Annotated in this window: 11 protein-coding genes; 2 read left to right on the forward strand and 9 right to left on the reverse strand. The window is 52.0% G+C overall.

The window, feature by feature from the left end; translation table 11 throughout:
* Positions 1 to 42: 42 nt before the first annotated feature.
* Both ACR9FF_RS27000 and ACR9FF_RS27005 read right to left on the reverse strand, forming a co-directional pair.
* A complete protein-coding gene (locus ACR9FF_RS27000; protein WP_435166794.1) occupies positions 43 to 615 on the reverse strand; it encodes a sulfurtransferase TusA family protein in 573 nt (190 codons plus the stop codon).
* A 264-nt stretch (positions 616 to 879) separates the two neighbouring features.
* On the reverse strand, positions 880 to 1,824 hold the full coding sequence (locus tag ACR9FF_RS27005; RefSeq protein WP_435166797.1) for a hypothetical protein: 945 nt from the start codon (positions 1,822 to 1,824) through the stop codon (positions 880 to 882).
* Positions 1,825 to 2,065: 241 nt separating this feature from the next.
* On the opposite strand from ACR9FF_RS27005, the gene ACR9FF_RS27010 reads away from it, so the two are divergent.
* Positions 2,066 to 5,848: a stalk domain-containing protein gene (locus ACR9FF_RS27010; RefSeq protein ID WP_435166800.1), complete on the forward strand. Its 3,783-nt coding sequence runs from the start codon at positions 2,066 to 2,068 to the stop codon at positions 5,846 to 5,848.
* A gap of 54 nt (positions 5,849 to 5,902) precedes the next feature.
* On the opposite strand, the gene ACR9FF_RS27015 is transcribed toward ACR9FF_RS27010, so the two are convergent.
* From ACR9FF_RS27015 to ACR9FF_RS27030, 4 genes are all read right to left on the reverse strand, one after another.
* Complete coding sequence (locus ACR9FF_RS27015) at positions 5,903 to 6,121, reverse strand: hypothetical protein (protein ID WP_317981358.1); 219 nt, start codon at positions 6,119 to 6,121, stop codon at positions 5,903 to 5,905.
* A gap of 316 nt (positions 6,122 to 6,437) precedes the next feature.
* Positions 6,438 to 7,085: a carbohydrate-binding family 9-like protein gene (locus tag ACR9FF_RS27020; RefSeq protein ID WP_201007796.1), complete on the reverse strand. Its 648-nt coding sequence runs from the start codon at positions 7,083 to 7,085 to the stop codon at positions 6,438 to 6,440.
* Between the two features lie 14 nt (positions 7,086 to 7,099).
* Positions 7,100 to 8,122 carry a Gfo/Idh/MocA family protein gene (locus ACR9FF_RS27025; protein WP_435166804.1) on the reverse strand — a complete coding sequence of 341 codons (1,023 nt, stop codon included), beginning with the start codon at positions 8,120 to 8,122 and terminating at the stop codon, positions 7,100 to 7,102.
* Positions 8,122 to 8,970 (reverse strand): sugar phosphate isomerase/epimerase family protein, encoded by an 849-nt coding sequence (locus tag ACR9FF_RS27030; RefSeq protein WP_435166807.1) that lies wholly within the window; start codon positions 8,968 to 8,970, stop codon positions 8,122 to 8,124. The genes ACR9FF_RS27025 and ACR9FF_RS27030 overlap by 1 nt, the downstream gene beginning before the upstream one ends.
* A gap of 145 nt (positions 8,971 to 9,115) precedes the next feature.
* On the opposite strand from ACR9FF_RS27030, the gene ACR9FF_RS27035 reads away from it, so the two are divergent.
* A complete protein-coding gene (locus ACR9FF_RS27035) occupies positions 9,116 to 10,015 on the forward strand; it encodes an AraC family transcriptional regulator (protein ID WP_201007799.1) in 900 nt (299 codons plus the stop codon).
* Positions 10,016 to 10,364: 349 nt separating this feature from the next.
* Here the strand turns inward: ACR9FF_RS27035 and ACR9FF_RS27040 are convergent, their stop codons facing one another.
* The 3 genes from ACR9FF_RS27040 to ACR9FF_RS27050 form a co-directional block, all read right to left on the reverse strand.
* Complete coding sequence (locus ACR9FF_RS27040) at positions 10,365 to 11,414, reverse strand: LacI family DNA-binding transcriptional regulator (RefSeq protein ID WP_127492534.1); 1,050 nt, start codon at positions 11,412 to 11,414, stop codon at positions 10,365 to 10,367.
* 196 nt (positions 11,415 to 11,610) lie between these two features.
* Positions 11,611 to 12,984, reverse strand: a complete 1,374-nt coding sequence (locus ACR9FF_RS27045; RefSeq protein ID WP_201007800.1) for an ABC transporter substrate-binding protein — start codon at positions 12,982 to 12,984, stop codon at positions 11,611 to 11,613.
* Positions 12,985 to 13,064: 80 nt separating this feature from the next.
* Positions 13,065 to 13,904: a carbohydrate ABC transporter permease gene (locus ACR9FF_RS27050; protein ID WP_127492530.1), complete on the reverse strand. Its 840-nt coding sequence runs from the start codon at positions 13,902 to 13,904 to the stop codon at positions 13,065 to 13,067.
* Positions 13,905 to 13,916 lie beyond the last annotated feature (12 nt).

Here is a 13,916-nt window from a genome sequence, read left to right on the forward strand (position 1 = left end):
AACCTCCGTTTTTTGGGTTTGTTTGTTTATTTGGTTGTTTGTTTACAGCTTTTCCGTTGGTCCCGTCCATTCCGACATGCCCGGTATCACATTCTTTACTTGCTTGAAGCCTTTGCTTGCGAGCAGCTGACAGGCCAAATCGCTTCTGGCGCCCGTTCTGCAAACGACATACAGCTCATCCTCCAGCTTCAGTTCACCTAGTCTATTTTCCAGCTCGCCAAGCGGAATAGATACGGCACCGGGTATGCGATTAAACGAATATTCGGCGGACTCCCGCACATCGAGAATCGTTATGTTCTCTGCCGCTTGCAGCCTCTTCAAAAGTTCTTCGTTGGACGCCGTTAGAGGATGCTTTTTCTCTTCCTTCACTTCATTAGGACTCGATTTACGGAGATAATGCTTAAGCAAATCTCCCTCTTCGACAGTTCCCAAATATTGATGGCCCGTGTTTCTCGCCCAGCCTTGAATATCGGCAAGCGAACCTTTGTCCGTTGCCTGAACCTCTATCACTTGACCGGATTCAAGCTGATCCATCGCTTTCTTTGTTTTGACAATCGGCATCGGACATGCCAAGCCTTTGCAATCCAGCACCTGATTTACTTTAATATCAAGCAATGTTGTAGCCTCCTCAAAATGTAGGTTTTTTGCCACTATGAAAAATAAATATTGATTTGCTTTGCCCGCCGGGATGTGAGTTCGAGTGTAATACGTATACCCCTATAGGTATATTACGTTCGGGATGGTTTCTTGTCAACCGCTCGTAAGTATACTTATTTTCCCAGACTAATTAGCGGATAGATCATGTATCGCCTAGGTACTATATGAAAAAAGGTTATGTATTGAAAAAAGCAGCCTTTCGGCTGCTCTACAACAAAATGGTTATGAAGGCGACCAATACCTTCCGCCCTTAAGATCCGTATCCTCCAGTGCACCGTCCGCTTCCTGCAAGACAAACAAGTTCTCGCCTTCGGCACCCGCCCAAGCGATCCCCAGCAGCACCCCTTCATCCGAGTGGGCCAGGAACAGTACTTCGAACCTTCCAGGGTCGTCGCCGCCGTCTACCCGCCAAGTACCGGATTCGTTATAGGTTGCGGGGAAATCCTTGAACAGCACCTTGTCGTCATTGATGTAAGCGATGCTTGCCAGCATGTCGTCTCCGTCACGCTCGAATACAAACAAGGCTACCTTCTCTTGATCCGATTCGGAGAGTATGCTGCTCGACGTCACTTTTCTGCCCTTTAATCCTTCCACGCGGGCTATCGTGTCGGAATCGGCTTGTTCGTATTGCCCGTCTTCGGCGCTGGTTATGTCAACGAGGGAATCTTGGCTGACGACGCCTTCCTTGGCGAGCAGATACGATTTATTCGGCAGAAGTATCCCTTCGCCTTTTATCTTATAGATATCCCCCGCCATATTGTTGAAGTTGTCGATCGACTGTCTATTGGTATCCTGATCATTGGCCTCTTGTCGGCGGACATACTCGATCTCAACGCGGTCCCCGCCGTTTCCGACAGCCGTGACAAACTGCTCGGGATCCTCGACTTCGTCCCCGTTTTCGCTTGGAATCGTAATCAGCTGCTGCCCCGTTTCGTCCGCGAACGCAAATACGTTCTCCAGACGGCTCAGCTCCAATTGTCCGTTAACCGATCCGTCATCCGTTTCTACTGGCGTTTCTATGCTTGGCACCGGCGTTTCAGCAAGTTCACTAACCGCTGGTGTTGGTGTTAGTGTTGGCGTGGGTTCGTTTGACTCCGAATTCGTGCATCCGGCAAGCAGCAGCAAGCCTATAGCCCCACCAATCCACATGCCCTTCTTTCTCATCATTTCCCTCCTGTTCAATAATGACCCCGTTCTTATGATTACCTTACCACACCTTGGAAAATATAGAAAACGGCCGTCCCATTATTGCTAAGGGCGGCCGCGTCGGATAACGAAACATAGTCAACGTAAAATAATTTATCCGTACCCAAAAAATTCATTAGCCACCTAAGCATTAAAACCTATTAAATATAGTAGTTTATGGTAGAATTAATATGGATTTTCATATTGAATCGGGGGGATATTCGTGTATAAAAGGCAACTTGTCATTATTGCCGTTATTATTCTACTAATTGGAAATATGTTTACGGGCATAGGCTTTGCCAAGGAAGCTACTGCAGCAGAAAGAATGAACGGAAACGGACTGCCGCTGGGCGATACGAAATCGCTGGCCGGCGGACCTGACCGGATCGCACTCGCGGAACTGGATGATGCATACCGCCAGCCAAGCAGCATTGCGCAGTTGAAGGATGGATCTATATTGGCAGCGGATACTGCTAATCATGTCATTCGCCGCATTGCCGGCGGCCATAGCGAGATTTATGCCGGCGCTTCCTTGTCCGATAAGCGTGCGGACACCGGCCTTCCCGCTGGCGGTTTACTGGACGGACAAGCCAAGCTGGCGTTCTTTAACCAGCCTGCGGGACTTGCCGTTAATGCGGCCGGGGATGTATTCGTAGCCGACGCGGGCAATCATGCCATTCGAAAAATTGATGCAGCCGGCAACGTAACCACGATTGCGGGCAATGGTGTTCAAGGCTTGAAGGATGGCAAAGGCGGCGCGGCCTTCTTTAATCATCCGCAGGATGTGGTTGTTGCCGCGGACGGTACGCTGTATGTAGCGGATACGCTGAATCATGTTATCCGACGGATCAGCCCGCAAGGCGATGTGACCACAATCGGCGCGGCCTCTTCGCGCGCTGTAGAGCTTCGTTCCGGCGTTGCCTCGTTTGCCGGAAGCTACAAGAATGGCTCACTGGCTGAAGCCCAGTTCAATGAGCCGGCAGGACTGGCGCTTGATGGGAAAGGCAATTTGTATGTCAGCGACTCCGGCAATCAAGCGATTCGTTATATTGATTTCTCAAAAGGAACCGTAACAACGGCAGCGGGTCCGAGGCCTTCGGCTTCCGCTTACCAGCCAGGAGCGCTTTATGCCGACTACGGCTTTGCGGATGGGTCGGCTTCAGCAGCGCGTTTCCATTCCCCACGGGGTCTTGCATGGTCCAAAGACTCCGGCCTTATCATTGCGGATGCGCTTAATCACGCGGTCCGCCAACTGAAGGATGGCCAAGTGACAACGGTTGCCGGTTCATTAAGCGGACAAGCCGGTTTCTCCGACGGCATTGAGAGCGAGGCTCTTTTCAACACGCCGTCGGATGCGGCCATTACGGCAAGCGGTAAGCTGTTGATTGCGGACACCAACAATTCGGCAGTCCGGGAGTGGACCAGCTATTCCCCTCCCTCTTCGTGGAAGAAAGGTTCGATTGCCGTCGCTTACGGCAATAAGCTGCTTGCCTCGGACGTTGCTCCGCAGGTCAAGCATGGAAGAGTCATGCTGCCGCTGCGGGCAGTTGGCGAGTTTCTTGGTTTCACCCTTGCTCCAAGCGATAACGGCAGAATTCAAATGAAAAAGGATAACCGGACCGTGTGGCTTACCCCCGGAGACCGGAACGTTGTGATTGAAACGTCCGGAAGCGATAAGCGCGTTTTGACCGCGGAGGTTGCGCCGTATATCGTGAAGAACAGAGTTATTGCTCCGCTTCGTCTTATGGCTGAAATCATGGGCAAGGATGTGCAATGGGCTGGCAGCGACAAGCTCGTCATCATCCGGGATCTGAAGCATGCGGCCGAATCCGGCGCAGCTTCAACAGCCGATGCGGCGTACACTCCTCGCTTTTTCGAAATTACCGCCCTCCGGGGCGTGTCGAAGGTGAGCTTTGGCGGCCTGCTTACCGTTGATGCTTACGTAGGCATGAAGCTTGGGGAAGGCGCCGTACTCTCAACGGAGGCAAAAGCGACAGCCGAGCTGCGCACGCCGGATAAAGGGGATGCAATTACCGTTGGATCGGGTACCGTGCTGGCCGCAACCGAGCTTAGGGGCGCAAACGGAATTAATACCACTCGTCTAAACCTGCTTGCCGGACATATTTTCTCGCATGTAGCGACCCTGACTCATTCTTCTGACCGTTTCGAGGTACAGACCGGGCTGGTAACAAACGCGGTTAGAGGCACTCAGTTCTATACTTCCGTTAATCCCGTAACCGGTATTTTGGAGGTTGTTCTTGCGAGCGGTAAAATAGAATCGGCTGGAAACTTTTCGGCAACGCAATTTACGATGCCGCAATCGTCGATACCAACGTTAATCCTGCCTGCCCAGCAAATTACGCTTAGCGCGCTTCCTCCTGCAGGTTCTTTTAATCAGAATGTTAGCCAAGTGAATTTAAACGATCTGATACAAAATGCCTCTCCTGACGTTATTGCAGCCATCATTAAGAACAAGGCCGCAATTGACGAAGAGAATGCTCAATACTTGGAAGAGTTGAAAAAGCTGCTTGCCACCAGTTCAACTACCCCAAGCACTCCAAGCGTGACGAACCAAGAGGCGCTGGATAAGATCAAGAACAACTTAGACCAGCTGCTCGGCAATATCGCCAAGGTTGCGCAGAATCAAAGCAAGCTACCCAACGACGAGTTAACCAAACTAATTGAAGAGGCTAACAAAAAGTCTGGCGACAGCGGCAACAAGCTGGATCTTGGCACCGTGAAACCAATGGATCCAACAGCGGGTCTCGACCCTTCTCTGGAAGCAGAACGCCAGAAGGCGCTTCAGAAAATTCAGGAGGAACAGAAAGCAAAGCTTGAGGAGCAGCAAAAGCGCCAGGAGCAGCTTCAGTCTCAACTGGAGGACATAAAAAAACAGTATGAAGAAACCCGCAAAAAACTAGAGGAAGCGAACAAACAAGCGATGGAAAAGGCAAAGAAATTGGCGGAAGCCGCTTTGCAGAATACGCTTTCGGACTTGCAGCAGACGGAATTTCAGAGAGCTCAACAGCAAGCGGAACTGCTCATGAAGATGCTGCAAGCCGGGCAGCTTGTAACCAATGAAACAGAGCCCGTAGTCACACCTGTATCACCGGTCGTCACTCCGCCTGCCACGCCGGAACCACCCGCAACGCCAAAGGTTGCGATCCATTACAGCGATGACGCGTCTACGGAGCTTCGCGCGGGCAGCGATAATTATGTCCAATCGCTTTATTTCACAACAGAAAATATTGATCCGGATACCATGGTTCAGGTTAAAGTCACGATGCAAAAGGATGGTGAGCCGGTAACCGGACTACCGGTGCAATTTAACGATTCGGTCGTTGAATCGAACTATGAAGGAAGCTTTATTTTACGCAAATCCTATGACGAGAACTATACGCTTGCCGAGCTGCTAGATCGGGAAGACAGCTTGATCAGCTACAGATCGTCATTAAAGGACGCCGGACAATATACCGAGAAGACCGAATTACTGAAGGTAATCGATGGAGATCCGGTTGTTCTCGGCAGCTTTACCCGTACGCTTACCGTTATTCCGGATGCCGCGTATGCTTTCAACTATGAGCAAGTGGAATTCTATCAGAATGTCGAAGGACTGTGGAGGTTCCAATCAAACGCATACGGTCTTGCGGATGAAGCTGAAGTCGGCTATCGGTTTTCCTTTACGGGACCGGATAACGAACCGGTTGCAGGCCAGGGGATGCGTATCTACGTTGGCCCGCATGTTGCGGAGGGAGAGCCTCAGCATGGAGATCCGGTTCTAATCGAAACAAACAACGAGGGATCAGCCCTGCTGCGATTATCCGATACGGGCACGGGTACGGCAGGCGGTTGGGATCTGGCAGGCCGCGGAATCGATATTTCGCTAATCAGCACGTTGACCGTTGAAGGCAATTATCAGATGTCCGTTCAGCTTGTTCAATTAAACGATAACTCGAGCATTGGCGATCCCTTGTTGTGGAGCTTCAACGTTTATCCTACTTCGTAAATCACATGCAAAAAAAGCAGCCGACTCGGCTGCTTTTTTCCTATTTTGCAAGCATTAATCGAGAATAGCGCCTCGCTCTCTCAGCCTTGCCTGCAGCTCCGGAATACCAGCCTCCTGCGGGGTAATTCCTTGCAGGAATGCCCCGCAAATATGCAAATAGGTCATAATGCCGCTGATCAGAAAAGGCGCTGTAATCAGCCCGCAGAGCAGGATGACAAACTTAAGCCTTATTGGAAAAAACAGTTTTCTCCTCCCACTACCGGTCCTCCCCATGGTTCAACACGTTCGTTTGGGTTGATGCCCCCTATTGTAGACGCTTTCTTTTTGAGGCGGAAGTGATAAATTAAGGGGCTTAATAATTAATCACGTGTGGATAAAACGACCTGTGGATATGTGGATGAAAGCTGTTGAAAGTCTAATTTTCCCGTGTAATCAGCCCGTTGATATGTGTGTAACTATGTGAATAACTTTACGAAAATTTAATGAACCTAATTCGGCAGGTCGTGTATATTTAACTAGACATGAACGGAAATCTTCCGAGAAAACACAAAAAAACAGCGGTGCAAGGCACCGCTGTTTTTAAACGTTCTTATCTAAATACCAGCGTTCCAAAGCTGTCGCTGCGATGAAAATTAGGGGTATCCGACTGAACCGGCGACCAGCTCAAGTAATGAGGGGCCGGCGTCAGATCGCCGCATTTATAGAAATTGCCCTTCATCACGGCACCGGGCTCCGCCCGGAAATCCGGAAACCAATATTTAAGGAAAGCAAACGGGATACGCAGGTTAAGCTCCCAGTACATTCTCCGGCATTCGGGATTCCATAAGCCAAGGACCGTACGTATGCCGAACTGGCTTGCGGCTTCCGGCAGTATCCGCTTGCGTTTCGAGCCGCCGTTCTCCCCTATCTCCAAGAGCAGCACACCGGCGGCGTTCAGCTCGAAGTTGAGATAACGCGAATCCCTGGCGGGCAGCGGTTGAACGAAAAACTCCACGCAGCTGTCCTGATAGACCGGATCGCCATGCTGTCTATGCCGCATGACCGGCGATTCCTCGTAAACCCTGAACTGCAGATGCAGCGCCTCTTCATCGTATACGCCGCGGACCTCCGTCTCGGGTGGCTGCTCTATATGAAGCCACTGCTGATAAGCAACCTCGGCGGGTGGCAGCGCCCGCCATTCTTTATCCGTATAGCCGGCAGCGCCGGCTGCAAATGAAAACTCATGCTGTTTGCTCATGGCATGGCGATCCTTTACGGTACGGCAATCCAAGCGCCGCGTTGATCCGCCGATTCCCGCTCCGCCGTTACGATCTCGATGCTGCCCTTTGTGCTCTCCGGAGTAGCCGTATCCAGCGGCAAGCCTTGAATAAGCGCTTCGATGAAATATTTTTGCTGATAGTAATAGCCCTGATCAGCCGGCAGCTCGGCCGTGAAGCCTGCTCCGTCATTCGGATTTACTTTGACGGAAGCGCCGTCGAACTGCACGTTGCCGTGCTCAAAGTTAACCTTGTAGCCCATCTCAAAGCCGAAGTCGCCATTTAACGTCCAGTCCACTTGGGCGGATACAATCTTGTTATCCGCATAACGGTAATGCGTGGAGACGATATCGTAGCCGCTTCCCGCGATCACGTTTCTGCCGTAGCACGATACCGCTTCCGGTTTCCCGAACAGCCAATTCACGACATCCGTGTCATGCACGTGCATATCGAGCAAAGCGCCGCCGCCCTTTTCGTTCACCAGTACCCAAGGTCCCCAGGATGGCGTGCCGCCGCCGCGGTAGAAGTACGCGCTAGTTACATCGCCGAACCTTTTGCTGCTGACGAGCTCCTGCAGGTAGACATAAGCCGGCCAGAAGCGCAGGCATTGTCCGATCATCAGCTGCTTACCGCTTTCTTCCGCAGCCGCAATCATGACGTCACACTCTTCCGCATTCATAGCCATCGGCTTCTCGCAGAGCACATGAACGCCGCTGCTTAAGCATTGGGTAGTGACATCGCGGTGCAGGAAGGTAGGCAGCGTTATATCCACCGCATCAAGCTGCTCGCTCTCCAGCATCGCTTGAACCGACGTATATTTGTTGAAACGGCCGTAATCGATCGCGTTCTCCGAGGAAGTATCGATATTGCCGCCGCTGCCGCCGCCGTTCAGCTTCACTTCGTCCACGTCGCAAAGCGCTACGACGCGAATCGGCGCTCCTTCTCTTTCAAGGCGCAGGTAGTTCTCCAGGTGGGTCTTGCCCATAAAACCAAGTCCAATCAGTCCGATTTTAAGCATTAGCGATCCGTCCTCCCCAAAATGGCATCCATTGCAGCCGAAGTGTTATACACGATTTGTTTCGTATGATGGGTGTATGGCGGGATCATCTCCGCCGTTACGTAATCGTTATAGCCGATCGCTTCCAGCGCTTGAATCACGACCGGATAGTCCACATCACCCGCAAGCAGATCCACAAAGCCGTGAAGTCCGCCCGCTTGTCTGCGGTAATCCTTGAAATGCACCTTTTTGATCCGTTTGTTCAGGATCGAGATCCAATGCTCCGGGTAGCCGGAATAAACAACATTGCCTACGTCGAAGTAAGAACCAACGTACTCGGAGCCAACCGCGTCGATAAATCCGCGCATTTCAAGCGGCGACAGCAGGAACTTGTTCCATACGTTTTCGATGCCGACGGCTACCTTCACCGCTTCCGCTTCCTTCGCCAGCTTCGTGAAGAAAGCCAGCGCATTGTCGTACGCCCGGTCATAAGGAACGACCGGCGCATTCGGGATAAAATCAACGCCGACCGCTCCAGGCACAATTAGCACCGAATCCACGCCCAGCGCAGCCGCGTGTTCAAGCTGCTTTCTTGCAACGTCAAACGCTTTCGAGCTCACTTGCTCATTCTCGCTGGTCGGCGGGTAGTCCCAATACAAGCCGCTTGCCAGGCTCGACAGCTCGATACCGGTGTTATCCGCAAATTGACGGATTGCGCGTACTTCTTCCGTTGTACTTTCCAGGCTCAGCGGGCCTGTCTCGTTCAGCGACAGCTCGATGCCGTCAAAGCCCGCATCCTTCGCCAGTTCAATACTTTCCTCTATGCTCATGCCTGCCGGAAATGACCAAATATTAATCCCTTTTTTCAAGTTGGGCAGCCTCCTTTAGCTCTTTATATTGCCATTATAAAGCCCGCCGCCAGGCCCTTCTTTAGCAAATCAGCCGGACCTTTTGCACAGGGCGAAAAGGATTTATAATTAGTGCAAACGGACATGAAAAGGGAGAGAGCCGAAGGTGGAATTCACTCGCCATACGCTGAAAGAAATGCTTGCGGTACGCAAGCTGATTTCGTTCCATTACTTTGAATTTGCGAAAGGCTACGTGTTCGAGGGAGAGCAGCACGACTTCTGGGAGCTGCTTTACGTGGACAAGGGAACCGTCGAGGTAAGAGCCGATGAGCAGACGCATCAGCTCGAGCAAGGCATGATCATCTTCCATAAGCCCGGAGAATTCCATACGGTGAAGGTCGGCAGCCAGCATAAGCCGCCTAATCTGTTCGTTCTATCATTCGAGTGCGCTTCCCCGTGCATGGAAAGCTTCGAGAACCGGATCTTGCAGCTGGGGACAAAAGATCGGAATCTGCTCTCATTACTTATGCAGGAAGGCTTTTATTCCTTTGAACCGCCTTACGACAAGTCGGATATTCACGAGCTTGTTACCCGGGAGGACGCCCCTTTCGCCAGCGAGCAGGCGATGCGCAATTACTTGGAGATCCTGCTCGTTCAGCTGATCAGGCAGCAAGAGGATGCCGACCGGCAATCCGCGCGCAAGCCTGCCTCCTTCCAGACGGAGAAAGCCGAGCAGCGGACGGCCGACCGGATTATCTCCTTCATGCGCGGACACTTGGGCGAGCAGTTGACCTTGGACAGGCTGTGCAAGGAGCTTCATTTGGGGAAAAGCCGGCTCAAGGAAGTATTCCACGCGCAGGCCGGCATTGGCCCGATGGACTACTTCAAGCAGCTCAAGATCGAGGAAGCAAAAACGATGATCCGCGAGCACCAATACAACATGACCGAGATTGCCGCCATGCTCGGCTATAGCAGCATTCATTATTTCTCGCGTGATTTCAAGAAGGCGACCGGCATGCCGCCGTCCGATTACGCCCGCACCGCCAAGGCCCGGGCGCAGGGGTGAGCAATCCCTTGGTTTATGTTGCACGATATGCAGTGTAATCGTACATTTGGAGCTCTCTAATAGCCATATCCTGCACGGAGTGCAGGATATCATGGGAAAAACGGTTTATCTGAGCTCCTTACGAACAATATACTGCATTCCATGCAGCCCATCTCATCAGCAGCCACTGTTTTGGGCCATTATCCTGCACTTCGTGCAACGTAACTCCGCGTTTGCAGCTATACCGTTACATGCGTAGTGTGCATAGGGCCAGGCGGAGCGCAGTTCTACTTGCAGAGTTCTATGCCATGCGCATAAAAAAAGGCGTCCCTTAAGCCATCAACGATGACTTTAGGACGCCTTTACTCTTTTATTGCACGCTGCTGACAGCCGGCTGCTGAGACTCGGAAGAGCGGCGGTAGACCATCCGGTAAGGAATCGTCATGCGCACCGGCAGCGAGTATTGATGATTTAAATAATCGAGCAGCAGCTTCACCGCGTACATCCCCATCTCAAGCTTGGGTACATGAATGGTTGTAAGCGGCGGCGAAGTGAACTCGGAAATTTCGATATTATCGACGCCGGCGACCGCAATATCCTCCGGGATGCGAAGACCGCGCTCCGAAGCGGCGCGCATTGCCGCAATCGCCATCATATCGCTGGCCGCGAATATGGCGGTTGGCGAATAGCCTTTTTTCTCGAATGCCTGCTTGGTCAGCTCGTAGCTGAGGGATACATCCCACTTCACGTCGATGATCCAATTGTCGTTCAGCTCCAGCCCCGCTTCGCGCATCGCGCTTTGGTAGCCGAGGAATCGCTTCTCCTGACGGAAAGGATCGTTCAGCTCCGGACCGCCAATATAGCCAATTTGCTTATGTCCCTGCTTAATCAGATGCTGCACGGCTTCCTTCGCAGCGGCTTCGCGGTCGTAACAGACGACCGGAATCGTTCTGTCCGCCAAATCCACGCCAACAACAGCCTTCACGTTCTGCTTGATCCACTGGTACGCATCCGCATCAATCCGCTCGACAATAATCATGCCGTCAATCCGGTGCTCCTTCACGAGGGACTGCAGCTGCTGGATATCCTGCTGATTCTCGATGCTGTATACAAAATCCAGCCGCAGGCCGGACTCCGTCAATGCTTTCTCGATACCCTCCAGAATAACGGAGAAGTAAGGATTATTATATTTGTTCTGAGGAATGGCAACGACACAGCCGATATGAACCATCAGCTTGTTATCGGATTTGCCCAGCTTCTCCGCACGGTTCGCCTTGTAGCCGAGCTTCTCCGCAACTTCCCAAATTTTCTTACGGGTCTCTTCGCTGACGGAACGGGTGGAGTCATTCTTCATGACCCGCGATACCGTCGAGATCGATACCCCGACCTGCTCTGCAATATCCTTCAACTTGGCCATCATACGTTCCTCTCTGTTCCTATATCGAATATATGCTCTCTATAATTGCGGCAACAACGCAAAAGTTGCGGCAAATTCTATTGTATAGCCCTATTCATCAATAGTCAAGAAACACCGTCATTTCAGGCTTTCAGGCCTAAGCAAAAAAGGGAAAAGAAGCGACCAAACGCCTCTTTCCCCCGCTTTTTCCTTAACCCTCTTATTTCAGCTTGGATTCCAGATCCTTAATGGCCGCATCCACGTCGCCGTCGCCGGCAAGCGGATTCTTAAGCGATTGCTCGCCGTATGTCCATACCAGATCCGTCTTCTTCACCGTGAACGGCGAGATGATGCCGAACTGCTGCGCGTCGAGGAAGATTTTATTCGCTTCGCCTGCGGTTGCGATATAAGCGTCTGATGCCGCTTTATTCGCCGGAATCGAGTAGCCTTGCTTCGCCAGCTCGGTTTGACCTTCAGGACCTGCCAGCCATGCCAGCAGCTTGTAAGCTGCCTCTTCATGCTTCGTGTTGCTCGAAATCGCGATACCGGCCGGTTGTACAACCGTTTTGTTTTCTTTGAATTTCGGGAGGTACGTAATGCCGTAATCTACCTTAGCTTCCTTGAAGTTGGTTGTATTCCAGTTGCCGCCCGGGTTCATCGCAACCTTGCCGGTTGTAATGCCGAGGTTCACCTGGCCGCCAAGACCTTCGATTTGCGCAGGCGTTGTATTGATTTTTTTCTTCGTTGCGTCAATAAAGAAGTCCAGTACTTCACGTGCTTCAGGGGTATTCAGGGCAAGCGATCCGTCATCGTTCACAAGCTTCGCGCCGTTGGACCACAGCTCCGGCTCCAGGAACCAATCCATGGAGGAACCAGGCGATACGGACATGCCCCATTGCACGATGTTGTTGCCGTCAAAGCCGGCTTCGCCAGGGTTCTTGCCGTTCTTGTCGAGCGTCAGCTTAGTTGCGATGTCGATAATCTCATCCCATGTTGGTTCAAGGGAAGGAACGGGCGCGTTCTTCGGATTTTTCTTCGGATCCGCAAAGATCGCTTTGTCGTAATACCAGACGATAACGTTCGCGTCGATCGGAAGCGATACCTGCTTGCCGTTGTATTTATGTAGACCGAGCAGGCTTGGGTCAATATTGTTCAAGTCGAAGCCGTTGTCCGCAAGCGGACCGTCCAGTTCTTTGAAGATGCCAAGCTCGGCATATTTCTCAATAAAGGCGTAGCTGGTTTTGAATACGTCGGGAAGCGTGCCGCCAGCGGCGTTAGCCGTCAGACCGTCCCAATAGCTGCCCCAGTCCTTGCCTTCCAGCTTAACGGTAATGCTCGGATTGGCTTCCATGAATTTGTCCAGAAGCTCTTGCGTACGCTGCAGCTCTTCCGCCGTTCCCCATTGCGAATACGTAATCGTAACCGGCTCGGCTGGCTTCTCTGTCTGCTCGGCACTGCCGTTATCGCTTTGCCCGCCGTTTGCCGCGGTGTTCGAACCGCCATTATTGTTGCTGCTGCCGCAGCCGGAGATAATAATCGTCATGGATAATACCAGCGTAAAAAGACCCAATAACCACTTTCTGTTTGTTTTCATATCCAGTTCCCCTTTAGATTATTTTGAAAACAGCAGTATTGAAAATCTTATGCCTGCCCGTGTTGTTCTCCCTATCGTCCTTACCCCTTCGAACCCGTGAGCACCACCCCCTCAACGATATAGCGTTGCGCGAACAGGAACAGCAGACCGATTGGCACAATGCTGATAAAAGCGCCGGCGGCAAGCGCCGGGAAATCCTGACTCGTCTGGCCGATGAGCAGCTGCAGACCAACGCTGAGGGTAAACATGTTGTTGCTCTTGATGTAAAGGAATGGTCCCAGGAAATCGAGCCATGAGTTCACGAAAGCAAAGATTACGGTCGTGACGACAATCGGTTTGGACAGCGGCATGATAACCTTCGTAAACACGGTCCACCGGTTCCCTCCGTCGAGATAAGTCGCTTCGTCAAGCTCTTGAGGGATCGTCATGAAAAATTGCCGGAACAAGAAGATGTAGTACGCGCCGCCAAGCCATGCCGGAACGATGAGCGGCAGCCACGTATCCACCCAGTGCAGCTTCGTAAAGAGCACGTAGGACGGGATCATCAGAATGGACGGCGGGATCATCAGCGTCATCAGGACGATCGGGAACAGCCGGTCCTTGTATTTGGTTGAAAAACGCGAGAAGCCGTAAGCTACGATCGAGCTGGACAATACCGCGCCAAGCACCACAAGCGCGGAGATGGCGAAGGAGTTCTGGATCCACCTCCACATCAGCGGCTGTACATCAAACAGCCTGTTGAACGCTTCGAAGTTGAGCGATTCCGGCAGCAACGTCGGAGGAACCTTGTACGTTTCGGCTTTTGTCTTGAGCATCGTCGACAGCATCCATACGAGCGGTCCCGCGAACAGCACCAGCGCGGCTGTCAGAAGCGCGTATTTGCCGGTTTGCTTCATCACGCGTCTGTTAGACGTAGTCATCTTGTATCCCCC

It is taken from the genome of Paenibacillus glycanilyticus (genome assembly GCF_051200795.1).
In the GTDB taxonomy this organism is placed as follows: domain Bacteria; phylum Bacillota; class Bacilli; order Paenibacillales; family Paenibacillaceae; genus Pristimantibacillus; species Pristimantibacillus glycanilyticus.

Coding starts and splice junctions, on each gene's coding strand:
- ACR9FF_RS27005 (WP_435166797.1), bottom strand. CDS start 1,824: ATGATGAGAAAGAAGGGCATGTGGATTGGTGGGGCTATAGGCTTGCTG.
- ACR9FF_RS27015 (WP_317981358.1), bottom strand. CDS start 6,121: ATGGGGAGGACCGGTAGTGGGAGGAGAAAACTGTTTTTTCCAATAAGG.
- ACR9FF_RS27020 (WP_201007796.1), bottom strand. CDS start 7,085: ATGAGCAAACAGCATGAGTTTTCATTTGCAGCCGGCGCTGCCGGCTAT.
- ACR9FF_RS27025 (WP_435166804.1), bottom strand. CDS start 8,122: ATGCTTAAAATCGGACTGATTGGACTTGGTTTTATGGGCAAGACCCAC.
- ACR9FF_RS27040 (WP_127492534.1), bottom strand. CDS start 11,414: ATGATGGCCAAGTTGAAGGATATTGCAGAGCAGGTCGGGGTATCGATC.
- ACR9FF_RS27045 (WP_201007800.1), bottom strand. CDS start 12,984: ATGAAAACAAACAGAAAGTGGTTATTGGGTCTTTTTACGCTGGTATTA.
- ACR9FF_RS27050 (WP_127492530.1), bottom strand. CDS start 13,904: ATGACTACGTCTAACAGACGCGTGATGAAGCAAACCGGCAAATACGCG.